The following is a 20,635-nucleotide window of genomic DNA, read 5'->3' as shown; positions in this document are numbered from 1 at the left end:
CGGTCACCTCGGGCCGAAGGCCCGCAGGGTGGCGTCGGCGGAGGCGTCGTCGAGGGGGCCGGAGCGGTTCGGCCACCGCTGGGTCAGCGGCGCGTGGAGGAAGTCCACGACGAGGTCCAGGTCGGCGTCGGTGGCCAGCCGGCCCGCGCGCTGCCCGCTGCGCAGCCGCTCCTTCGTCGCGCGCATCGGCGCTCCCACCTTCTCGCGGTAGACCGCCGCTCCGGGGCGTTGCTGACCTCGGTGTGGAGCGCGTGCGCGCCGCTGCGCGAGTGGGTGCAGGGCAGGTGGGCCGCCTCGGAGGACTGCGACCCGCGCCGGTCGGCCGAGGTGGTGGACCTGGTGGAACCGCCGGAGTGCCTGGTCCTCGGCGGCGCCAGGAGGCCGACCGCGCTCGCGCGGCCGAACTGGCGAGGTGGGAGCACCTCAGCAGGAAGGCCCAGTGATCGCCCCGGGCCGGGAGTGGCGGGACCCCCACCGCTGGGGCGTGCGGTGGGGGTCCCGGGAATGGGGAGCACGTGTCGTGTCGGGGGTACGACACGTGCTCCTCGTCGGCCGGCGGCAGCGCCGGCCGACCGAGTCACTTGATGTCGAGCTGCTGACCCGGGAAGATCAGGTCCGGGTCGCTGATGATGTGCGAGTTGCGCTCGGCGATCGTCTTGTAGCTGACGCCGAACTGCTCGCCGATCTTGCTCAAGGTGTCGCCCGGCTGGACCGTGTAGTCCGCGCCGTTGGTCTTCACCGTCGTCTTGGTGGTGCTCTTCCCGGTCTGCGTCGTGGACGAGACCTTCTTCTTCGTCACCTTGGTGCTCGTCTTGGTGCTGCCGCTGGTCCAGTTGACCTTCGCGGTGCAGCCCGGCCAGGCGTTGGCGCCCTGAGCCGCGAGGACCTTCTCGGCGACCGCGATCTGCTGCTCGCGGGTCGCCTGGTGGGCGCTCTTGGCGTACTGGGTGCCGCCGTAGGCGGCCCAGGTGGACTGGCTGAACTGCAGCCCGCCGTAGTAGCCGTTGCCGGTGTTGGTGCTCCAGTTGCCGCTGCTCTCGCACTGCGCGAGGGCGTCCCAGTCGGCGGCGTTGGCCATCGGGGCGATCGCGATCGGGGACGCGACCACCGCGCCGGCGACGGCGACGCGAGCGACGGTTCGGCTGGTATTGGACGGCTTGCGGTGCTTGCCCTTGTAGCGAGCCATGATCCTCTCTCCTGCCGCGCCTGCGAGGTCAGCTGTCGGGTTCGGGCTGAGAGGCAGCCCGGCCGGGTCGGGGGAACCGGCTTCACCCCAAGGGCTTCGGGGAGCCCGGTGTTGGGTCCCCCGCCCCTGTCCGGTGTTCCTGTTTCGGGGGTCGGAAGCCCGCCGGACAGGGTTCGGCGCTGCGGGCTTCCCGTCTCTTGCTGATCGGTTCGGGGCCGACCGAGGAGCGACACTACGTAACCAACGAGGAGATCCCAAATCCTCGTGCCTGTGACCCTGGTCACGTAACAAGCGGGACGCGTGCTTCGATCCGTGGCGTTTGCGCTGATCAGAGCGTTGTTACCAAGTCGTTTCCGGGCTGAGATCGATCACCGTCAGTGAGGCGTGGGTCACCTCATCGCTCGCCACGCGCCTCGTGCGCCGCACGCGTGCGCACCACTCGCGCGGGTGGTTCCGCGCCTGAGGGGCCGTGCGGAGGTGTGCGTTCGCGATCACGAAGCGGGCTCGCGTCGACGCGGAGGGTAGCGATCTGCATCGCCGGATCGAGACTTCTTCAGGCTCGTGGAGGACCCGGACGGCAGAGCAAGATCAACAGGGCTCGAAGAGGTGGCCAAAAGTCACTCGAAAGGGAATGTACGACGCACCGGGGAATGTTGTATCCGCGCACGCGCGCGCCCGCACGCGTGCGCAGCAATGAGGTGTCGGAGAGCGGGGTTCAGCCGCCTGCGAACGGCGGCAGGACGTCCAGCGTCGCCTCCGCGGGGACCTCTGTCCCGCGGTCCCGGACGGCCACCCCGTCGAGCAGGAAGCTGCAGGCAGGCAACACCTTCGCCAGGCGTTCGTCGTGCAGCTCCCGCACCGCCGCGAGGACGTCGTCGACGGTCGCCGGGCTCGCCAGGCGCACCGCCTCCTCCGCGACCCCGGCCGCGGCGCGCGCACCCGCGAAGTAGCGCACCGACACCGTCGCGACCTGCTCCGCCGACGTCGTCATCGCTCAACCCCCGATAGCGCTCATCGGCCGGGCAGGCTGGGCGAACCCGCCCGAGTCCATGCCGTGCCCGGCGGCCTTCGCCCACATCGTCGCCTGCCAGAGCCGGACCAGTTCCGCGTCGTCGGCCCCGGCGCGCATCGGCCCCCGCAGGTCCGTCTCCGTCGTGGAGAACAGGCAGGAGCGGAGCTGGCCGTCGGCGGTGAGCCGGGTGCGGTCGCAGGCCGCGCAGAACGGCCGGGTGACCGAGGCGATCACGCCCACGGTGGCGGGCCCGCCGTCGACCAGCCAGCGCTCCGCGGGTGCCGAGCCGCGCTCGGCGACGTCCGGGGTGAGGTCGAACTCGGCGCTGAGCCGGTCCAGGACCTCCTCGGCGGTGATCATCCGCCCGCGGTCCCACTCGTGCTGGGCGTCCAGCGGCATCTGCTCGATGAAGCGCAGCTGGTAGCCGTGCTCGATGCAGTAGCGCAGCAGGTCGCAGGCCTCGTGGTCGTTGACCCCGCGCATGAGCACGGCGTTGACCTTGACCGGCTCCAGCCGCATCCGCTTGGCCGCGGCGAGGCCGGCCAGCACGTCGTCGAGCCGGTCGCGCCTGGTCAGCGTCTTGAACACCGCGCGGTCGAGGGTGTCCAGCGAGACGTTGACCCGGTCCAGCCCGGCGCGGACCAGGGCTTCGGCGTGGTCACCGAGGTTGATCCCGTTGGTGGTCAGCGAGGTCTTCGGGCGGCTGGGCAGCGCGGCGGTCGTGCTGATGATGTCCACCAGGTCCTGCCGCAGCAGCGGTTCGCCGCCGGTGAAGCGGACCGCGCGCACCCCGAGCTCCTCGACGGCGATGCGGATCAGCCGGTTCATCTCGGCGGTGTCGAGCAGTTCGTCCCGCTTCAGCCAGGGCAGGCCCTCGGCCGGCATGCAGTACGTGCACCGGAGGTTGCACTTGTCGATCAGCGACACCCGCAGATCGGTGGCGACCCGCCCGAACCGGTCCACCAGGTGCGGCGTGTCCGGACGTGCGGACGTGTCGATCGTGCGATGCACGAACGGAATTCCCAGGTCCACCGCGCTCACCCCACGACCCTAACCCGCCGCACGGGTCGATTTCGATCGTGGCGAGGGGTTTTTCTGCGCGTGCGCAGCGGACGGCGGAGGTCCAGGTCCAACAGCAGATCCAGATCTGCGGGGATTAGGTGCTGGATCCCGCCGCACTTTCGGACGTATCGTCCCCACCGTGCCGCACTATCGGATCGCCGAAGCAGCCCGCCTTCTCGGGGTCAGCGACGACACCGTGCGCCGGTGGGTCGACGGTGGCCAGCTGCACGCGCAGCGGGACTCCTCCGGTCGGCTCGTCGTGGACGGTGCCGAGCTCGCCGAGTTCGCCCGCGACCAGGCGCGCTCCACGCCCGACCCCTCCGGTGTCGGCCGCTCGGCCCGCAACCGGTTGGTCGGCCTGGTCACCGCAGTGGTCTCGGACCGGGTCATGTCCCAGGTGGAGATGCAGTGCGGCCCGCACCGGGTGGTGTCGCTGATGAGCACCGAAGCGGTGCGCGACCTGGGCCTGCGGCCGGGGGTGCTGGCGGTGGCCGTGGTCAAGTCGACCAACGTGGTGGTGGAGACGCCGGGGGGAGCATGATGCCGAAGCTCAGGACGATCGCCGGTGCGCTGCTGGCGCTGGTGCTGCTGGCCGGGTGCGGCCAGGCGGAGACCCAGCAGCAGCGCACGCTCACCGTGCTCGCCGCCGCGTCGCTGACCGAGTCCTTCGACGAGCTGGGCGCCCGGTTCACCGCCGAGCACCCGGCCGTGCGGGTGCAGTTCGACTACCAGGGCTCCGCGACGCTGGCCGAGCAGATCCAGCAGGGGCGGCCGGCGGACGTCTTCGCCTCGGCGGACGAGGGGAACATGGCGAAGGTGCGCGACCTCGTCGGCGGTCCGCAGACCTTCGCGACCAACCGGCTGACCATCGTGGTCCCGCCCGGCAACCCGGCGGGCATCACCTCGCTGGCCGACCTGGCCGGCGACCACGCCGTGGTGGTGTGCGCGCCGCAGGTGCCGTGCGGGTCGGCCACGCAGCGGGTGGCGCAGGCGGCCGGGGTGCGGCTCGCGCCGGTCAGCGAGGAGAACGACGTCAAGTCCGTGCTGAACAAGGTGGTCGCGGGCGAGGCCGACGCCGGGCTGGTGTACGTCACCGACGCCCAGGCGGCCGGGGACCGGGTGCAGCGGATCGACTTCCCGGAGTCCCAGCAGGCGGTGAACACCTACCCGATCGCGACCGTCAACGGCGCCCCGGAACCCGAGCTGGCGGCCCAGTTCGTCGACTTCGCGCGCGGCCCCGTCGGCCGCGAGATCCTCACCCACCACGGCTTCGGCACCCCATGACCAGGACCCCACCGCAGTCCCAGACGCAACTTCCGCTGAAATCGAAGACGCGATTTCACTGGAGATCGCGTCCACCCCAGGTCCCGGTGGTGCTGTGGGTGCCTGCGGTGGTGGCGCTGGCGCTGGTGGTGCTGCCCGTCCTCGGGCTGCTGACCAGGGTGGACCCCACCGCACTGCCGGGGCTGCTGACCAGCCCGGCCGCCCTCGACGCGCTGCGGCTCTCGGTGGTCACCGGACTCATCTCCACCGGCCTGTCGCTGCTGCTCGGCGGCCCGCTCGCGGTGGTGCTCGCCCGGTCCCGGATGCGCGGTCTGCGCGTGGTGCGCGCGTTCGTCCTGCTACCGCTGGTGCTGCCTCCGGTGGTCGGCGGCTTGGCGCTGCTCTACCTGCTCGGCCGCACCGGACCGCTCGGGCAGCTGCTCGACGTCGTCGGCCTGCGCCTGCCCTACACCACGACGGCCGTGGTGCTGGCCCAGACGTTCGTGGCGATGCCGTTCCTGGTGGTCGGCCTGGAGGGCGCGCTGCGCACCGCGGGTGGGCGCTACGAGCAGGTCGCCGCCACGCTCGGCGCTGGTCCCTGGCTGACGTTCCGGCGGGTCACCGTGCCGCTGCTGCTGCCCGCGCTGGGGTCGAGCCTGGTGCTCACCTTCGCGCGGGCGCTGGGCGAGTTCGGCGCCACGATCACCTTCGCCGGCAGCCTGCAGGGCACCACGCGCACCCTGCCGCTGGCCGTCTACACCACCGCTCAGTCCGATGTGGACGCTGCGGTGGCGATGTCGTTGCTGCTGGTGGTGGTGGCCCTCGTGGTGATCGTGGTGGCCCGGCCCAAGGCGGTGGAAGGACAGCTGTGAGCGGGTTGCGGACCGACGTGGAGCTGCGCCGCGCGGAGTTCGCGCTGCGCGTGGAGCTCGAGGTCGCGCCCGGCGAGGTGCTGGCGGTGCTCGGCCCGAACGGCGCGGGCAAGTCGACCCTGCTGTCGGTGCTGGCCGGGCAGCTGGTCCCGGACCGGGGTCGGGTCGAGCTCGACGGCGTGCCGTGGCTGGACACCGAGCGCGGCATCGCGGTGCCCACACACCGCCGCGGCGTCGGGCTGCTCGCGCAGAAGCCCCTGCTGTTCCCGAACCTCACCGCGCTGGACAACGTCGCGTTCGGACCGCGCGCGGCCGGTGTTCGCAAGGCGCGGGCGCGGGAGATCGCCGCGCGGTGGCTGGACGACGTGGGCGTCGCCGCCCTCGCGGGCCGGCGTCCGAGCCAGCTCTCCGGCGGTCAGGCGCAGCGCGTCGCGCTGGCGCGCGCCCTGGCGGCCGACCCGAAGCTGCTCATGCTCGACGAGCCGCTGGCCGCGCTCGACGTCGACGCCGCACCGGCGATGCGCGGCCTGCTGCACCAGGTGCTCCGGCGGCAGCCGGGCCCGACCGTGCTGGTCACGCACGACGTGCTGGACGCGGTCGTGCTGGCCGACCGGCTCGTGGTGCTGCTCGACGGCCGCGTCGTGGAGCAGGGACCGACCCGCGAGGTGCTGTCCCGGCCGAAGGAGCCGTTCACCGCGCGCGTCGCCGGGCTCAACCTGGTGCCGGGGGTGGCCCTCGACCACGGCGTGGAGTTCGGCGACGCCGTGCTCAGCGGCCGGGTCGCCGAGGACGTGGCGCAGGGGGAGGCCGCGGCGGCGGTGTTCGCGCCGAGCGCGGTCGCGGTGCACCGGGAACCGCCGGGCGGCAGCCCGCGCAACGCGCTGCGGGTGCGGCTGGCCGGGCTGGAGCCGCGCGGCGACGTGGTGCGGGTGCGCGGGGTCGTGCGGGACTGCTGGCTGGCCGCGGACATCACCCCGGCCGCGGTCGCCGACCTGCAGCTCGTGCCCGACGACGAGGTGTGGTTCGCGGTCAAGGCGGCCGAGGTAGCGGTCCACCCGCTGTCCGGAGGATCATCGGGGGCGTGACTGAGCCATCCCCCTGGACCTACCTGATGGACATGGACGGCGTGCTCGTCCACGAGGAGCACATGGTGCCCGGCGCCGACGCCCTGCTCGCGGCGTTGCGGGAGAACCGCATCCCGTTCCTCGTCTTCACCAACAACTCGATCTACACGCCGCGCGACCTGCGGGCCCGGCTGCTGAGGACCGGGCTGGACGTCCCGGAGGAGGCGATCTGGACCTCAGCGCTGGCCACCGCGCAGTTCCTGGAGAACCAGCGACCGGGCGGCTCGGCCTACGTGGTCGGTGAATCGGGCCTGACCACGGCCCTGCACAACATCGGCTACGTGCTCACCGACCGCGACCCGGACTACGTCATCCTCGGTGAGACCCGCACCTACAGCTTCGAGGCGATCACCAAGGCCATCCGGCTGGTCGAGGCCGGGGCGCGGTTCATCGCCACGAACCCGGACGAGAAGGGGCCGAGCCGCGAGGGCACGCTGCCGGCCACCGGCGCGGTCGCCGCGCTGATCGAGCGGGTCACCGGGCGCGCGCCGTACTACGTGGGCAAGCCGAACCCGCTGATGATGCGGTCGGCGCTGCGGCACCTGGGAGTGCATTCGGAGAACACGCTGATGATCGGCGACCGGATGGACACCGACGTGCGTTCGGGGTTGGAGTCGGGGCTGCAGACGATCCTGGTGCTGTCCGGCATCTCCGACGAGAAGACCGCCGAGCTGTTCCCGTACCGCCCGACGAAGGTCGTCAACTCCGTCGCCGACCTGGTCGACAACGTGCTGGACCCGTTCAAGGCGTAGGGCCCGGTGGCGCGCCCGTGGGTGCGGCCGGGGCGAGGGGCCGGTCAGCGGCGGGTGGTCGCCTGGTGCGGGAGGTCGAGGTCGATGCTGCTCGTGACGTTGGTGAGCTCGTCGGCCATGCGCTCGGCCGAGTCGCGCACCAGCTCCGCCCGCCTGCTCACCGGGCCGGACCAGTGGCGCTGGGCGGCGGCCAGCCGGTCGAGCAGGTCGGCGTGCAGCCGCAGCCGCTCCACCGTGGTCCAGTCCGTGGTCTCGGGTTCCCTGAACGCGCGGTCCAGTGCTGCCGCTGTGCGCTCCAGTTCCAGTTCGGTGATCATGGGCACTCCTTGACGAGGGGGTTCCGACGTGGCCGTGGGGTGGGCGGTGGAGGTCACCGCGTGAAGGCGTAGGGGTCGTCGGCGTCCACGACCTCCTTGCCCAGTGGCAGCAGCGAGACCGGCACCAGCTTGAAGTTCGCGATGCCCAGCGGGATGCCGATGACCGTGATGCACTGGGCGATGCCGGTGAGGACGTGCCCGAGCGCCAGCCACCACCCGGCCAGCACGAGCCACAGGACGTTGCCGATGCCCGCCATGGCCCCCGACGTCGGCACGTCCACCAGACGCCGGCCGAACGGCCACAGCGCGAAGTTCGCCATCCGGAACGAGGCGATCGCGAACGGGATGCCGACGACGGTGATCGCCAGCACGACGCCCGCGACCGCGTACCCGAGGGCCATCACCAGGCCCCCGAACACCAGCCAGATGACGTTCAGCAACAACCGCATCCTTCCACCGTGCCAGTTCAGCGCAAGGTTCGGAGCGGTGGCGGAGCGGAGATCGGCTGCCGCGCAGGCTCCTGACCAGCGGTTCAGATCACCAGGTCGCCGCGCAGAACGGTGACGGCCCGGCCGCGCAGACCGACGCGATCACCGCGCAGCGCCATCCGCACCACGCCGCCGCGGGCGGAGGCCTGCTCGCCGACGAAGGTCGCCTCGCGCGGATCGCGGCCGAGCTCCGCGGCCCACCACGGCGCGAGCGCGCAGTGCGCGGAGCCGGTCACCGGGTCCTCCGGGATGCCGACCTGCGGGGCGAACACCCGGCTGACGAAGTCTCCGCCCGGCCGGTCGCCGCGGGCGGTGAGGACCACGCCGCGGGAGGGGACGGCGGCCAGTGCCGCGTGATCCGGCTGCACCGCGCGGACCTCGGCCGCGGAAGCCGCCCGCACCAGGACCTTGGTGGCCGCCCGCGCGGTCGCCTCGACGGTGACGCCGGGCAGGCCCGCGGCGAGCGCCTCGGGCGGGTCGACCGGTTCGGGCGGGTCGGTGGGGAAGTCCATCTCGATCCAGCCGTCGTCCAGCGCGGTGCAGGTCAGGACGCCGCTGCGGGTGTCGAAGCGCTGGTCGCCGCCGAGCACGTGCGCGGTCGCCAGCGTCGCGTGCCCGCACAGCGGGACCTCGGTGGTCGGGGTGAACCAGCGCAGCGGCTTCGGCTCGTCCTCCGGGCCGCCGACCACGACGAACGCGGTCTCGGAGTGCCGCAGTTCGGCGGCCACCGACTGCATCCACGCCGGGTCGGCGGGGGAGTCCAGCAGCACGACCCCGGCGGGGTTCCCGGCGAAGGCGGTGTCGGTGAAGGAGTCCACGACGAAAGCACGCACCCACCGACCCTACGAGCCCCCGGGCACCCCCGGCCCACCCGGACCAGGGGCTCTCGCGGTGCCTGGGGGCGCGACTCCCGTGGAGGTCGGACGTCTGGTTCCCCTCGGGACCGCACCCCGCCGGGGGTGGGACGTCGGGGTGTGGCGGTACCCGCGTTCGGGGGTGGCCGGACGGCGCAGCGTGTGGACAAGATGGGTGATCCGTCTCACGTGTTCGTCGGGGAGGTAGTCGACGTGGATGCCGTCCAGCTCAGCTACGACTCGGGTGTCTCGGACGTCCCCTTGCTGGGGGAGACGATCGGGGCGAACCTCGACCGGATCGCCGCGCGGTTCCCCGACCGCGACGCCCTGGTGGAGTGCGCGACCGGTCGCCGCTGGACCTACCGGCAGTTCGTGGCCGACGTGGACGCGCTGGCGACCGGCCTGCTCGACGCCGGGATCGTCAAGGGCGACCGGGTCGGGATCTGGGCGCCCAACCGCGCCGAGTGGACGCTGGTCCAGTACGCGACCGCGAAGATCGGCGCGATCCTGGTCAACATCAACCCCGCCTACCGGGCGCACGAGCTCGAGTACGTGCTCAACCAGGCCGGGATCCGGATGCTCGTCTCGGCGAAGACGTTCAAGACCTCCGACTACGTCGCGATGGTCGAGCAGGTGCGCCCGAAGTGCGCCGGCCTGGAGCAGGTGGTGTTCCTGGACGCCCCGGAGTGGGAGCGGATGGCCGGGGCCACCGCGGACCCGGAGCGGCTCGCCGCCATCCAGCTGTCCGCCGACGACCCGATCAACATCCAGTACACCTCGGGCACGACCGGGTTCCCGAAGGGCGCGACGCTGTCGCACCACAACATCCTCAACAACGGGTTCTTCGTCGGTGAGCTGTGCGGCTACACCGAGCAGGACCGGGTGGCGATCGTGCCGCCCTTCTACCACTGCTTCGGCATGGTGATGGGCAACCTGGCCTGCACCAGCCACGGCGCGGCGATGGTGATCCCGTCGGAGGGCTTCGACCCGGCCGCGGCGCTGGGCGCGGTGGCCGCCGAGCGGTGCACCTCGCTGTACGGGGTGCCGACCATGTTCATCGCCGAGCTGGAGCACCCGGACTTCGACAGCTTCGACCTGTCCTCGCTGCGCACCGGCATCATGGCGGGCTCACCGTGCCCGGTGGAGGTGATGAAGCAGGTCATCGACCGCATGGGCATGCGGGAGGTGGCGATCTGCTACGGCATGACCGAGACCTCGCCGGTGTCCACGCAGACCCGCGCGGACGACTCGCTGGAGCGCCGGGTGTCCACCGTCGGCCGGGTCGGCCCGCACCTGGAGATCAAGATCGTCGACCCGGCGACCGGGCTGACCGTGCCCCGCGGCACCCCGGGCGAGCTGTGCACCCGCGGGTACTCGGTGATGCTGGGCTACTGGGAGCAGCCGGACCGCACCGCGGAGGTCATCGACGCGGCCCGCTGGATGCACACCGGCGACCTGGCGGTGATGGACGCTGACGGCTACGTCAGCATCACCGGGCGGATCAAGGACATGGTCATCCGCGGCGGCGAGAACATCTACCCGCGGGAGATCGAGGAGTTCCTCTACACCCACCCCGACGTGGTCGACGCGCAGGTCATCGGGGTCCCGGACGCCCACTACGGCGAGGAGCTGATGGCCTGGGTCCGGTTGCGCGAGGGCGCGGAGCCGATGACCGCCGAGTCGCTGCGGGAGTTCTGCACCGGCAAGCTGGCGCACTACAAGATCCCCCGCTACGTGCACGTGGTGGAGGAGTTCCCGATGACCGTCACCGGCAAGATCCGCAAGGTCGAGATGCGGGAGAGGGCCAAGGAGATCCTGGGCCTGGAGTGACCCGCGCGGCGCAGCCCCCGGCCGCGGGGCTGCGCCGCGGCACGGCTCAGCGGAGCTTGGCGAGTTCGGCGTCGTCCTCCTCGCCGAACTGCTCCTCCAGCGTCTCCGGGGTGGCGTCGACGTCGATCTGGGCCAGCGGCATGCCGCGGGCGCTGGAGATCGCGCCGAGCCGGCGGGTGGCCCGGTCGGTGGCGTAGGCGGTGAGCTCGTCCTTGTCCAGCTCGAACGGCAGCACCTCGGGGGCGTCGTCCGGGCGCCACTGGACCTGCGCGACCGCGTGCGGCAGCACCCGGTTCATCTGGTCCTCCACCACCGCCCAGTTGCGCTCGTCGGCGGCGACGTGGCGGCGGCAGGTGAAGGTGCCCCACGCCATGTGCCGGCGCTCGTCGTCACCGATGTGCCGGATGACCTGCTGCATGCCGGGCAGGATGCCGCGCTTGACGCAGATCTTGTTCCAGGCGAAGTAGCCGGTCAGCGCGAGGGTGCCCTCGACGACGTGGTTGTAGGTGACCGAGGCGCGGACCTGGTTCTCCGGGCTGGGGTCCTCGTGCAGCGCGTGCAGCGCCTCGGGCAGCAGCTTGTAGAAGATCTCGTGGTAGCCGGGGTTGTCCTCGACGAGTCCGTGCAGGTCCTCGGTGAGGCCGACGGCGTCCATCCACAGCCGGAAGACCTGGGTGTGCTTGGCCTCCTCGAAGACGAACTGGGTCAGGTACATCTCGTCGCCGAAGCGGCCCTCCTCGGCCATGGCGGCCAGGAACGGCTGGAGGTCCTGGGTGACGGCCTCCTCGCCGGCGACGAACTGCGCGCACAGCCCCGCCACGCTGCGCTGCTCGTCCTCGGTGAGCTGCTGCCAGTCCTCGGCGTCCTGGCTGAAGTCGATGTCGGTGGGGTTCCAGAACTTGGCGTTGCCCTTGGTGAACAGCCGCAACGGCAGGGAGTCCCAGTTCAGGCCGCTGGCCTTGAGGGAGTGGAAGCCTTCGCGGTGGGCGGGGTGCGCGGTCGTGCTCGTCATGGGACGACTCCAGCTCGCCGGTGTGAGGAGGATTACCAGTCCGAGTTTTCGATACTGAACAGTTCCGCGTCAAGGGTGCCGCGGCCGCTCCGTAGGGTGGTGGGCGTGGCTGAGCGCAACGGACCGACCGTCGGATTCGACCTGGACATGACGCTGATCGACCCGCGTCCCGGCATGGTCCGCGCGATCGAGGAGCTGAACCGCGAGTTCGGCCTGGCCCTCGACGGCGAGCACTTCGCCGCGAACCTCGGCCCGCCGCTGTACGACGTGATGCGCGGCCACGGGTTCGACGACGCGATGGCGCAGCGGCTGGTCCGCCACTTCCGGGCCGTCTACCCGTCGGTGGTGATCGAGGCGACCACCGCTTTGCCGGGTGCGGCCGAGGCGCTCGCGGCGGTCCGCGAGCTGGGCGGGCGGACGCTGGTGATCACCGGCAAGCACCAGCCGAACGCGGAGCTGCACCTCAAGGCCCTCGGCTGGGAGGTGGACCGGCTGGTCGGCGACGTGTTCGCCACCGCGAAGGGCGAGGTGCTGCGGCAGGAGGGCGCGGCCGGCTACGTCGGCGACCACCTCGGCGACATCGTCGGGGCGCGGACCGCGGGCGCGACGGCCGTCGCGGTGGCCACCGGGCCGTACGACGCCGCGCAGCTCGCCGAGGCCGGGGCGGACGTGGTGCTGCGCGACCTCACCGAGTTCCCGGCCTGGTTGGAGCGGTCAGCGGCGGCGGGCGGTGGCGATGGCTCCGACCACGCCGACGGCCAGCCCGACCGGGCACAACAGCGTGGTCAGGTTCAGCCAGACGGGTAGGTCCTGGTAACCGAGGGCGAACAGCACGAAGATCGCGACGATGGCCAGCAGTCCCAGGGCGAACATGACCACCGAGACCGGGAGGAGTGCGGACCGGCGCGCGGAATCTGCCATGGCCAGCAGCGTATTCGCGCGCTGCGCCAGGTGTCGCAGCGACCCTCGTGCGATGAGGCAGGGTCTACCCTGGCCAGTACGCGGTACGCTTGGATGACGCGTCTCGGCACGTGCAACTGCGTAGCGTAGTCGGGGCGCTTTCGTCGTGCCGGGGCCGGTGGTTCCGCGCGGCGGATCGACATGCAAGGACGACGGAGGCCCTGAGAACCGGGCCAGTGCATCGACAGGGAACGGTGAGGACAGTGCCGACCGGCAGGGTCAAGTGGTTCGACGCGGACAAGGGCTTCGGCTTCCTCACCCAGGACAACGGGGAAGACGTCTACGTGCGCGCTTCCGCGCTGCCCTCCGGTGTGGAGTCGTTGAAGACCGGCCAGCGCGTCGACTTCGACATGGCCCAGGGGCGTCGCGGCCCGCAGGCGTTGAAGGTCAAGCTGCTGGACCCGCTGCCCTCGGTCGCCGAGGCCCGCCGGCGTCCCGCCGACGAGTTGCACGGCATGGTCGAGGACATGATCAAGCTGCTGGAGCTGAAGGTCCAGCCCGACCTGCGCCGCGGTCGGTACCCCGACCGCAAGACCGCCAAGCGCATCGGCGAGGTCGTCCGCGCGGTGGCCCGCGAGCTCGACCCGAGCGGCAGCTGACGAGGTCCGGGTCGAGGGGCCGACTCCGCCTTTCGTCAGGGGTGGTCGTGGCCGGTCAGCAGATCCGCGGCGGGTGCCCGGATCCCTAGCGTTGCCGAGCATGAGAGCCATGATCGTCGTGCTGGCAGCGGTCCTCGGCCTGACCTCGTCGCCCGCGGCAGCCGCCTCCACACCGTCCTTCGACGAGTACCTGTCCAGCGCGCTGGAGTCGACCGGGTTGCCCGGTTTCTCGGTCGTCGTCACCCGCGGGGGCGAGGTGGTGCACGCCGCGGGCTACGGCCAGGACTCCACCGGCCGACCGGTCACCGCGGACACCCCGGTGCGGGTCGCGTCGGTGAGCAAGTCGTTCACCGCGATGGCGGTCATGACGCTGGTCGACGCCGGGCGGATCGCGCTGGACCGCCCGGTCGCCGAACAGCTGCCGGGGTTCACGATGGCCGATCCGCGCGCGCAGCGGATCACCGTGCGCCAGCTGCTGAACCAGACCTCGGGGCTGTCGGACACGACCGTCGACATCGGCTCGCTGGAGGAGGCCGGCTCGCTGGCCGACCACGCGGCGCGGCTGCGGACCGGATCGCTGGCCGCCGACCCGGGCACGCGCTGGGAGTACTGCAACGCCAACTACGACCTGGCGGCCCGGCTCGTCGAGGTCGCCGGCGGGCAGGACTTCGGCGACTACCTCCAGCAGCACGTGTTCGCGCCGCTGGGGATGCGCTCCAGCGCGGTCAGCGACGACGTGGTCCCCCCGGCCGACGGGCAGATCTCGGTGTTCGGCGCGTGGGTCCCGCGGGCGGAGCTGCCCGGGTTCCTCGACGGCAGCGGCAGCGGCGGGGTGATCACCACCGCCGCCGACATGGGGCGGTGGCTGATCGCGCAGAGCGGCGCGGGCCCGCAGCTGGTGGGCCCGGACAGCCTCCGGCTCATGCACAGCCCGTCGGCGGTGTCGGACTACGGCATGGGCTGGAGCGTCGAGCACCCGGAGTCGAGCCCGGAGCTGGTGATGCACTCCGGCAACCTGTTCACCCACACCGCGGTGCAGGCGCTCGTGCCGGAGACCGGGTACGGGTTCGCGGTGATGACCGGCAGCGCCTCGCTGCACGACAGCACCTACGACATCCTGACCGGGCTGATCGCGTTGAGCGAGGGCACGACCCCCGCGGTGCCGGGCGGCGGCAGGCAGCAGACCGAGCTGGTGCTGGGTGCGGTCACGGTGGGGGCGGTCGCCGCCGGGGTGCTCGGCGCCGTGCGTGCGCGCCGGTGGGCGGCCCGGCGCGCCGGGAGGTCGGCGTGGGGGACCGGCCTGCGCCTGCTGCCGCTGCTGGTCCCGCTCGCGGTCTTCGCCGCCTACCCGGACCTGGTCTCGCTGCTCAGCAACGGCCGCACGATCACCTGGGCGCAGCTGACCTACTTCCCGCTGCCGCTGACCATCACGCTGCTGGTCGCCGCCCTGGCCGGGGTGAGCACCGCGCTGTTCCGGGTGGTGAACCTGCGGCGAGCGGGCCGGGACCGGGCTCTGGGGGTGGCGCGATGAGGAACACCGCGGTCCTGCTCGTCATCGTCGGCGCGTGCCTGGCCAACTCGATCGACCAGGACGCGGTCCCGCTGTGGCGGCAAGCGCTGTTCGTGGTGCTGGCCGTGGCGGGGTACCTGCACGGCCGCCACCTCCCGGTGCGGCACGGCTGGGTCGTGTTCGCGCTGGCCGCCGTGCCGGGCGTGGTCGACCTCGCCGTCTACCCGGGACGCGCGGTCGGCCTGCTGGGGCTGCTGGCGGTGTTCGTCGGCCTGCCGTGGCTGGCCGGACGGTTCCGCCGCCAGCAGGCCGAGCTGGTGGAGTCCGGCAGGCAGCGCGTGGCGCAGCTGGAGCGGGAGCAGGAGTTCGTCGCCGAGCGCGCCCGGCTGCGCGAGCGCACCCGGATCGCCTCGGACATGCACGACGCGCTCGGCAACGCGCTGGCGCTCATCGCGCTGCGCGCCGGGTCGCTGGAGCTGGCCGCCGACATGACCGAAGAGAACCGGCGGGCCGCGGCCGCGCTGCGCGCCACCGCCGTAGCGGCCACCGACCGGCTGCGGCAGACGATCGGGCTGCTGCGCGAGGGCCCGGAGCGCTCCCTGGAGCCGCCGGACGAACCGGTGGAGGCACTGGTCGACCGGGCCCGCGCCGCGGGCATGGACGTGGAGCTGGTGCGCAGCGGAGCACCGCTCGCGGTCCCGTCCGCGGTGGACCGCGCCGCGCACCGCGTGGTGCAGGAGGCGCTGACCAACGCCGCCCGGTACGCACCGGGCGCGCACGTCACGGTCCGCCTGGAGCGGTCCGCGCGGGAGCTGTTGGTCGTGGTGCACAACACCGAGGTGGACACGGAGCCGATGCTCACCGGCAGCGGGACCGGGCTGGTGGCGCTGGCCGAACGCGTCGGGCTGCTGGGCGGCACGTTCCACGCCGAGCCGGGGGAGGGGTTCACCGTCACCGCGCGCCTGCCCTGTCCGGCAGGATCAGGGCGTCCGACGGAGGGGGAGAGCCGATGATCCGCGTGCTGGTGGCCGACGACGAGGCGATGGTCCGCGCCGGTGTGCGCTCGATCCTGACGACCGAGCCGGACATCGAGGTGGTCGCGGAAGCCGCGGACGGGCGCGAGGCCGTGGAGCTGGCCGCCCGCCACCAGCCGGACGTGGCGTTGCTCGACATCCGGATGCCGCAGCTCGACGGCCTGGCCGCCGCTGCCGAGCTGGCGCGGACGCAGCCCGAGGTCGCGGTCGTCGTGCTCACGACCTTCGACGAGGACGAGTTCGTGGCGCGGGCGCTCGGCGACGGCGCCCGCGGCTTCCTGCTCAAGGCGTCCGACCCGCGCGAGCTCATCATCGGCGTCCGCGCGGTCGCCGACGGTGCCGCGTACCTGTCACCGCGGATCGCGCACCGGGTGATCACCGCGGTGGACACCGGCGCCCTGTCCCGGCGCTCCACCGCCCGGGAGCGGGTGGCGACGCTGACCCCGCGCGAACGCGACGTGCTCGCGCTGGTCGGGTCCGGGCTGTCGAACCAGGACATCGCGCGGCGGCTGCACGTGGCGGAGGGCACCGTCAAGGCGCACGTGAGCACGATCCTGCAGCGCTTGGGCGCGAGCAACCGGGTCCAGGCCGCGATCACCGCCTACGAGGCGGGGCTGGTCGAGGGCTGAGCCGCGGTCACCGCTGGTGGACGTCGAGCACCCAGCTGCCGCCGATGCCGAAGTCCACGCCGCCGTCGACGCCCTGGGTGAGCACCGCCGAGAACTGCTGGACCTCGACGTGCTCCAGGTGCGCGCCGTCCGGCGGGAGCTGCAGCGTGTACGCGTGCCGCTCGCCCGGGGCGAAGACCGGGCTGCGCCCGTCCAGCTCCTCGCCGTTGACCCCGCGGTACAGGAACACCACCTGCCACGGCGTCTCGGCGACCTCACCGGGCACCGAGACCTGCAGCGGTGCGCGGGGCGGGACCCGCAGGTCGCGGACGGCGTCCGGCGAGGTCGTGCAGTCCTCCCCGGTCGGGTCGCAGTACTGGGCCGGCGCGACCTGCACCGACCGGCCGTGGGAGTAGAAGGTGACCTGCGGTTCGCTCGGCGCGGCACAGCCGGCGACGAGCGCCACGCCCGCCGCCGCCAGCAGCGACTTCAGTCCACGATGCACGGTCCGAGCCTACAAGTCACCCGTTCGCGGGATCGCGCGTGGCGGCGCCGGTGGCCTACGACCCGGCGGCCGCCTGGGCTGGTCGCGTCCGCCGCCGCAGCCGGGGCACCAGGGTGCCGCCGCGGCCCGCGATGACGGTCTGGGCCAGCACGACCGCCAGCAGGGCGGCCACCACGGTGAAGCCGATCCAGTACACGGGTGGCAGCAGCACCCCGAGCGCGCCGCCGAAGACCCAGCTGAGCTGCAGGATCGTCTCCGAGCGGCCGAACGCCGAGGCCCGCGACTCCTCCGGCATGTCGTGCTGGACGACCGCGTCGAGGCAGACCTTGGCCAGCGCGCTCGCCGTCGCCCCGACCAGGCCGACCACCACCGCCAGCGGGAGCCCGGCCAGCAGCGCGGCGCACACCACCACGGCCAGCGCGCCGCCCAGGCACCCGATGATCACCCGGTTCGGCTTGCCGAAGTGCGCCTTCGAGCCCAGCGCGTTGCCGAGGAAGCTGCCGACCCCGGCGGCACCACCGACCAGTCCCAGCTCCACGAGCTGCACGAACGGCTCGTGCTGCGTGCTCTGCTTGATCACGAACGCGGCGAACAGGGTGAGGAAGCCGGTGAGCAGCCGGATGCCGCCGTTGCCCCACAGCGCGACCACGACGTGCGCGCTCAGCGGCACCTTCGTGGTCTGCGGGCGGGCGCTGATCGACGTCGGCACCTCGCCCTCGGTGCTCTCCACCCAGCCCGGGATCCGCAGGCACAGCCACACGCCGCCCGCGGCCATCGCGGCCATGAACCACAGCGCGCCCTCGGACCCGAGCAGCCAGGCGAAGCCCGAGGCGATCGCGCCGACGACGCCACCGGCCGCCATGCCGAACGCGGTCAGCCGGGAGTTGGCCTTGGTGAGGGTGATCTGCGAGGGCAGCACCCGCGGGGTCATCGCCGCCTTGAGCACGCCGAACGACTTGGACAGCACCATGCAGCCCAGCGCGGCCGGGTACAGCAGCCAGCTGTCGAAGTTCAGCGCCATCACGGCGGCCAGCGCCACGCGGACGGCGAACGAGGCGGCCAGCGCGTAGCGGCGGCCCTGCTGCAACCGGTCCAGCGCCGGGCCGATGACCGGCGCGATCACCGCGAACGGCGCGACCGTGATGAGCAGGTAGAGCGCGACCTTGTCCCTGCTCTCGCCGGTGGCGGCGGAGAAGAACAGCGTGTTGGCCAGCGCCACCGCCATCGCGGCGTCCACCGCGTAGTTGCCCATCACGGCGTAGGTGAACCGGGCCAGCCCCGACCGGTCGGCGCCGTCGGCGTGCGCGAGCGAGAAGAACAACCGCATAGCGCGTTGCGTCAGGTCCCGGCTGCGCCACGCGGCCACCCGCGTCACCGTGAGCTTGGTCGGCGGCGCGGTCCCGCGCGGTCGCGGTCCCTCCTGGTGGGACGGGGGCTCCTCCTCGCGCGACGGGTGGTCTTCGGGCAGTGGGGGCAGGCGCCGTGACCGGCTGCGCGCCGGCTCGTAGTCCGGGTCCTCCTCCCACGGGTAGCGCCGCGCCTGCCTGCTGGTGCGCGTCGCGTCCGCGGCCTCGAACCGGTGCTCCGCCCGCCCGCGCTCGGGCTCCGCCCGCTCCGGCGCCTCGTCGGCCCCGTGCGCGCCCCAGCGCGCCGCGGCTCCGCCCTCGGCGTAGGCGCCGCGCTTGCCGCGCTGCCCGGCGCCCCAGCCTGCGCGCGCCGAGCCCGAGCGCTGGTCGTGGCGTCGCAAACCCATGCTCGTCATCCTGCCTCACCCCGCTCCCACCGCGATGGCGATCAGCCGCCCGTCCGCGCGGCTCCACGGTGGAAGAGGGGCGAACCCGTCCGTCAGAGACAGCTGTCACCCGGAGAGGTGGGCTCCACGGCCCAAACCTCAACCGTCCGGGTGATCAGGCCGAGGCACCGGCCCGGAACCCACGGGTACCCGCGCCCCACCCCCCCCCAGACCCCAGGTCACGCGGGTGTGAGCCGCCAGTAGCCGTAGGGGTTGAAGAAGATGTCGTCGTCCGGGTAGCGCTCGCAGCTCTGCTGGCGCAGCACCCAGCGCGGCGCGTCCTCGGCCAGCCGGAACCCCTCCCCGTCGCGGATCTCCGCCGCCCGGGCCTCGGTGAGCAGGTAGCCGGTCAGGCCGTCGATGAGCTCCACCCACTCGCCGAGGCGGTCCACGTCGCGCTCCCCTCCCGGCGCCAGCTCCACGTCCGGGGCCCCCAGCAGGTGCATCCCGCAGGTGTGGAGCACGTCCCCGTCGACGATCGGCCGCTTCACCCACGCCTGCCGCAGCGCCACCGGCTCGTCGGCGGCCGCGGCCAGGGTCAGCCAGGTCTCGCGGCCGTGCGCGAGCCCGCTGCTCTCGCACTTGACCGCCGTCGCGCCGCAGCGCTCGAACAGCTCCGCGACCACCGCCAGCATCCGCTCCGAGATGTGCGCCGCGTGCTCCCGGTGCACGCCCTTGGCCAGCACGTAGGCCACGGAGTCGTGCTCGGCCACCGCCTCCCAGTCGGCCTCGGTGAAGCTCAGGTCCGCCACGCTCGCCTCGAACGCCCCCGGCATGCGCGGGTCGTGCTCGGCGGAGAACTCGTCCCGGTCCAGGGCGAAGAACGGCCCGCCGATCGCCCGCACGGCCGACTCCACCAGGTCCGGGTCCATGCCGGAACCCAGCACGCAGAGCACGTGCAGCGGCTGGACGGCGCCGTCCTGGTCATCCATGCGCACAGACCGTACCGACGATCACGCCGGTACGAAGCGAACTCGGAAGACTGCCGGCCAGAGCTTGCCGGTGAGCAGGAACTCGTCGGTGCCCGGCACGGCGGCGATGCCGTTGAGCACGTCAGTGCCCGCCCGCTGCTGCGGGCTCAACAGGCCGGAGGCGTCGACCACCGCCGTGACCTGCCCGGACGCCGGGTCGATGCGCACGATCTGGTCACTGCGCCAGACGTTGGCCCACACCTGGCCGTCGACGCACTCCAGCTCGTTGAGCTCCTCGACCGGGGAGCCCTCCGCCCGCACCTCCACCGAGCCGGTGGGCGCGAACGTCGCCGGGTCGCGGAAGGTCAACCGGTCGCTGCCGTCGCTCATCACCAGGCGCGTCCCGTCGAAGCACAGCCCCCAGCCCTCGCCGGAGTACTCCACTCGGCGCAACTCGGCCAGGGTTTCCCGGTCCCGCTCCAGCGCAACCCCTTCCTGCCAGGTGAGCTGCCAGATACGGTCACCTGTGACGGTGATGCCCTCACCGAAGAGGTCGCCCGGGAGGCGGACCTCGCGGCGCACCTGGCCGGTGGCGAGATCGGTGGCGCGCAGCAGCGACTCGCCCCGCAGGCCGGTGCCCTCGTAGAGGGTGCCGTCGGAGACCTCCAGTCCCTGAGTGAACGAGGAGCGGTCGTGCGGGAGCACGCGGATCACCTCAGGTCGAAGGTGTGGCAGGCTTCCCGCGTGCCCAACGCCCTGATCGGTCTGCTCGCTGTCGTGCTGGCCGTCGTGCTGCGCTGGTACCGACGGCGCACACGCCACCACCCCGAGAGCGAGCACAACGCCACAGAGAACACGTCGAGCCAGCAGCAGTCGCACCCCGAAAGCTTGACACGGCCGACTGCGCCGACGACCGCGTACGGCACAATCGAGCCCGTGACGCC

General features: G+C 72.6%; 24 protein-coding genes and 1 riboswitch. Of the genes, 11 read left to right on the top strand and 13 right to left on the bottom strand.

The window, feature by feature from the left end; all coding sequences use genetic code 11:
* Nucleotides 1–3: 3 nt before the first annotated feature.
* The 4 genes from HNR68_RS01075 to moaA form a co-directional block, all read right to left on the bottom strand.
* The gene (locus HNR68_RS01075) at nucleotides 4–279 is read right to left on the bottom strand and encodes a TetR/AcrR family transcriptional regulator C-terminal ligand-binding domain-containing protein (protein WP_343050433.1); all 276 of its coding nucleotides are present in this window, start codon (nucleotides 277–279) and stop codon (nucleotides 4–6) included.
* Nucleotides 280–577: 298 nt separating this feature from the next.
* Complete coding sequence (locus HNR68_RS01070; protein ID WP_179716721.1) at nucleotides 578–1,186, bottom strand: LysM peptidoglycan-binding domain-containing protein; 609 nt, start codon at nucleotides 1,184–1,186, stop codon at nucleotides 578–580.
* Between the two features lies 1 nt (nucleotide 1,187).
* Nucleotides 1,188–1,332: riboswitch (cyclic di-AMP (ydaO/yuaA leader) on the bottom strand.
* 569 nt (nucleotides 1,333–1,901) lie between these two features.
* The gene (locus tag HNR68_RS01065) at nucleotides 1,902–2,177 is read right to left on the bottom strand and encodes a MoaD/ThiS family protein (RefSeq protein ID WP_179716719.1); all 276 of its coding nucleotides are present in this window, start codon (nucleotides 2,175–2,177) and stop codon (nucleotides 1,902–1,904) included.
* Between the two features lie 3 nt (nucleotides 2,178–2,180).
* Nucleotides 2,181–3,239 (bottom strand): GTP 3',8-cyclase MoaA, encoded by a 1,059-nt coding sequence (gene moaA / locus HNR68_RS01060; RefSeq protein ID WP_179716717.1) that lies wholly within the window; start codon nucleotides 3,237–3,239, stop codon nucleotides 2,181–2,183.
* 160 nt (nucleotides 3,240–3,399) lie between these two features.
* Between moaA and HNR68_RS01055 the strand changes: the two genes are divergently transcribed.
* The 5 genes from HNR68_RS01055 (at nucleotide 3,400) to HNR68_RS01035 (ending at nucleotide 7,271) form a co-directional block, all read left to right on the top strand.
* Nucleotides 3,400–3,801, top strand: coding sequence for a helix-turn-helix domain-containing protein (locus HNR68_RS01055; RefSeq protein WP_179716715.1), 402 nt, complete (start codon nucleotides 3,400–3,402; stop codon nucleotides 3,799–3,801).
* Nucleotides 3,798–4,544, top strand: a complete 747-nt coding sequence (gene modA / locus HNR68_RS01050; RefSeq protein WP_179716713.1) for a molybdate ABC transporter substrate-binding protein — start codon at nucleotides 3,798–3,800, stop codon at nucleotides 4,542–4,544. The genes HNR68_RS01055 and modA overlap by 4 nt, the downstream gene beginning before the upstream one ends.
* An 89-nt stretch (nucleotides 4,545–4,633) precedes the next feature.
* Complete coding sequence (locus tag HNR68_RS01045) at nucleotides 4,634–5,395, top strand: ABC transporter permease (RefSeq protein ID WP_343049871.1); 762 nt, start codon at nucleotides 4,634–4,636, stop codon at nucleotides 5,393–5,395.
* On the top strand, nucleotides 5,392–6,480 hold the full coding sequence (locus tag HNR68_RS01040; protein ID WP_179716711.1) for an ATP-binding cassette domain-containing protein: 1,089 nt from the start codon (nucleotides 5,392–5,394) through the stop codon (nucleotides 6,478–6,480). Before HNR68_RS01045 ends, HNR68_RS01040 begins: the two co-directional genes overlap by 4 nt.
* Nucleotides 6,481–6,506: 26 nt before the next feature.
* Complete coding sequence (locus tag HNR68_RS01035) at nucleotides 6,507–7,271, top strand: HAD-IIA family hydrolase (protein ID WP_179724500.1); 765 nt, start codon at nucleotides 6,507–6,509, stop codon at nucleotides 7,269–7,271.
* A gap of 44 nt (nucleotides 7,272–7,315) precedes the next feature.
* On the opposite strand, the gene HNR68_RS01030 is transcribed toward HNR68_RS01035, so the two are convergent.
* The 3 genes from HNR68_RS01030 to HNR68_RS01020 all read right to left on the bottom strand — a co-directional run bounded on the left by HNR68_RS01030 (nucleotide 7,316) and on the right by HNR68_RS01020 (nucleotide 8,909).
* Complete coding sequence (locus tag HNR68_RS01030; RefSeq protein ID WP_179716709.1) at nucleotides 7,316–7,588, bottom strand: hypothetical protein; 273 nt, start codon at nucleotides 7,586–7,588, stop codon at nucleotides 7,316–7,318.
* A 53-nt stretch (nucleotides 7,589–7,641) separates the two neighbouring features.
* Nucleotides 7,642–8,037 (bottom strand): YccF domain-containing protein, encoded by a 396-nt coding sequence (locus HNR68_RS01025; RefSeq protein ID WP_179716707.1) that lies wholly within the window; start codon nucleotides 8,035–8,037, stop codon nucleotides 7,642–7,644.
* Nucleotides 8,038–8,120: 83 nt separating this feature from the next.
* Nucleotides 8,121–8,909 carry a PhzF family phenazine biosynthesis isomerase gene (locus HNR68_RS01020; protein WP_179716705.1) on the bottom strand — a complete coding sequence of 263 codons (789 nt, stop codon included), beginning with the start codon at nucleotides 8,907–8,909 and terminating at the stop codon, nucleotides 8,121–8,123.
* A gap of 192 nt (nucleotides 8,910–9,101) precedes the next feature.
* On the opposite strand from HNR68_RS01020, the gene HNR68_RS01015 reads away from it, so the two are divergent.
* Entirely contained in the window at nucleotides 9,102–10,760 is a 1,659-nt protein-coding gene (locus HNR68_RS01015; RefSeq protein ID WP_179716703.1) for an AMP-binding protein, read from the top strand.
* A 46-nt stretch (nucleotides 10,761–10,806) separates the two neighbouring features.
* On the opposite strand, the gene HNR68_RS01010 is transcribed toward HNR68_RS01015, so the two are convergent.
* On the bottom strand, nucleotides 10,807–11,772 hold the full coding sequence (locus tag HNR68_RS01010) for a R2-like ligand-binding oxidase (protein WP_179716701.1): 966 nt from the start codon (nucleotides 11,770–11,772) through the stop codon (nucleotides 10,807–10,809).
* A 105-nt stretch (nucleotides 11,773–11,877) separates the two neighbouring features.
* Here HNR68_RS01010 and HNR68_RS01005 point away from each other — a divergent pair, with 105 nt between their 5' ends.
* On the top strand, nucleotides 11,878–12,579 hold the full coding sequence (locus HNR68_RS01005; protein ID WP_343049870.1) for an HAD family hydrolase: 702 nt from the start codon (nucleotides 11,878–11,880) through the stop codon (nucleotides 12,577–12,579).
* Here HNR68_RS01005 and HNR68_RS01000 read toward each other — a convergent pair.
* On the bottom strand, nucleotides 12,487–12,693 hold the full coding sequence (locus HNR68_RS01000) for a hypothetical protein (RefSeq protein WP_179716700.1): 207 nt from the start codon (nucleotides 12,691–12,693) through the stop codon (nucleotides 12,487–12,489). The two genes, HNR68_RS01005 and HNR68_RS01000, sit on opposite strands and share 93 nt — an antisense overlap.
* Nucleotides 12,694–12,935: 242 nt before the next feature.
* On the opposite strand from HNR68_RS01000, the gene HNR68_RS27070 reads away from it, so the two are divergent.
* From HNR68_RS27070 to HNR68_RS00980, 4 genes are all read left to right on the top strand, one after another.
* A complete protein-coding gene (locus HNR68_RS27070) occupies nucleotides 12,936–13,331 on the top strand; it encodes a cold shock domain-containing protein (protein ID WP_179716698.1) in 396 nt (131 codons plus the stop codon).
* Between the two features lie 100 nt (nucleotides 13,332–13,431).
* Nucleotides 13,432–14,862 carry a serine hydrolase domain-containing protein gene (locus tag HNR68_RS00990; protein WP_179716695.1) on the top strand — a complete coding sequence of 477 codons (1,431 nt, stop codon included), beginning with the start codon at nucleotides 13,432–13,434 and terminating at the stop codon, nucleotides 14,860–14,862.
* Complete coding sequence (locus HNR68_RS00985; protein ID WP_179716693.1) at nucleotides 14,859–15,854, top strand: sensor histidine kinase; 996 nt, start codon at nucleotides 14,859–14,861, stop codon at nucleotides 15,852–15,854. Before HNR68_RS00990 ends, HNR68_RS00985 begins: the two co-directional genes overlap by 4 nt.
* Entirely contained in the window at nucleotides 15,851–16,504 is a 654-nt protein-coding gene (locus HNR68_RS00980; protein WP_179716691.1) for a response regulator, read from the top strand. The genes HNR68_RS00985 and HNR68_RS00980 overlap by 4 nt, the downstream gene beginning before the upstream one ends.
* 7 nt (nucleotides 16,505–16,511) lie before the next feature.
* On the opposite strand, the gene HNR68_RS00975 is transcribed toward HNR68_RS00980, so the two are convergent.
* From HNR68_RS00975 to HNR68_RS00960, 4 genes are all read right to left on the bottom strand, one after another.
* A complete protein-coding gene (locus HNR68_RS00975; protein ID WP_179716689.1) occupies nucleotides 16,512–16,988 on the bottom strand; it encodes a DUF2771 family protein in 477 nt (158 codons plus the stop codon).
* A 55-nt stretch (nucleotides 16,989–17,043) separates the two neighbouring features.
* Nucleotides 17,044–18,741, bottom strand: coding sequence for an MFS transporter (locus tag HNR68_RS00970; protein ID WP_179716687.1), 1,698 nt, complete (start codon nucleotides 18,739–18,741; stop codon nucleotides 17,044–17,046).
* 218 nt (nucleotides 18,742–18,959) lie between these two features.
* Nucleotides 18,960–19,712, bottom strand: coding sequence for a hypothetical protein (locus tag HNR68_RS00965; RefSeq protein WP_179716685.1), 753 nt, complete (start codon nucleotides 19,710–19,712; stop codon nucleotides 18,960–18,962).
* Nucleotides 19,713–19,733: 21 nt separating this feature from the next.
* On the bottom strand, nucleotides 19,734–20,570 hold the full coding sequence (locus HNR68_RS00960) for a glutaminyl-peptide cyclotransferase (protein WP_380575578.1): 837 nt from the start codon (nucleotides 20,568–20,570) through the stop codon (nucleotides 19,734–19,736).
* Nucleotides 20,571–20,635: the final 65 nt, after the last annotated feature.

Source organism: Saccharopolyspora hordei, from assembly GCF_013410345.1.
In the GTDB taxonomy this organism is placed as follows: Bacteria; Actinomycetota; Actinomycetes; order Mycobacteriales; family Pseudonocardiaceae; genus Saccharopolyspora; species Saccharopolyspora hordei.
Note: the sequence above shows the minus strand (reverse complement) of the source record. Positions and strands in the feature narration are given on the sequence as shown.

Bases quoted from the DNA above. Each gene is read 5' to 3' on its own strand.
- HNR68_RS01015 (WP_179716703.1), top strand. From the start codon at position 9,102: ATGGGTGATCCGTCTCACGTGTTCGTCGGGGAGGTAGTCGACGTGGAT.
- HNR68_RS01065 (WP_179716719.1), bottom strand. From the start codon at position 2,177: ATGACGACGTCGGCGGAGCAGGTCGCGACGGTGTCGGTGCGCTACTTC.
- HNR68_RS01030 (WP_179716709.1), bottom strand. From the start codon at position 7,588: ATGATCACCGAACTGGAACTGGAGCGCACAGCGGCAGCACTGGACCGC.
- HNR68_RS01070 (WP_179716721.1), bottom strand. From the start codon at position 1,186: ATGGCTCGCTACAAGGGCAAGCACCGCAAGCCGTCCAATACCAGCCGA.
- HNR68_RS01010 (WP_179716701.1), bottom strand. From the start codon at position 11,772: ATGACGAGCACGACCGCGCACCCCGCCCACCGCGAAGGCTTCCACTCC.
- HNR68_RS00965 (WP_179716685.1), bottom strand. From the start codon at position 19,712: ATGGATGACCAGGACGGCGCCGTCCAGCCGCTGCACGTGCTCTGCGTG.
- HNR68_RS00990 (WP_179716695.1), top strand. From the start codon at position 13,432: ATGAGAGCCATGATCGTCGTGCTGGCAGCGGTCCTCGGCCTGACCTCG.
- HNR68_RS00985 (WP_179716693.1), top strand. From the start codon at position 14,859: ATGAGGAACACCGCGGTCCTGCTCGTCATCGTCGGCGCGTGCCTGGCC.
- modA (WP_179716713.1), top strand. From the start codon at position 3,798: ATGATGCCGAAGCTCAGGACGATCGCCGGTGCGCTGCTGGCGCTGGTG.
- HNR68_RS00980 (WP_179716691.1), top strand. From the start codon at position 15,851: ATGATCCGCGTGCTGGTGGCCGACGACGAGGCGATGGTCCGCGCCGGT.
- HNR68_RS00970 (WP_179716687.1), bottom strand. From the start codon at position 18,741: ATGGGTTTGCGACGCCACGACCAGCGCTCGGGCTCGGCGCGCGCAGGC.
- HNR68_RS01035 (WP_179724500.1), top strand. From the start codon at position 6,507: ATGGACATGGACGGCGTGCTCGTCCACGAGGAGCACATGGTGCCCGGC.
- HNR68_RS01025 (WP_179716707.1), bottom strand. From the start codon at position 8,037: ATGCGGTTGTTGCTGAACGTCATCTGGCTGGTGTTCGGGGGCCTGGTG.
- HNR68_RS01000 (WP_179716700.1), bottom strand. From the start codon at position 12,693: ATGGCAGATTCCGCGCGCCGGTCCGCACTCCTCCCGGTCTCGGTGGTC.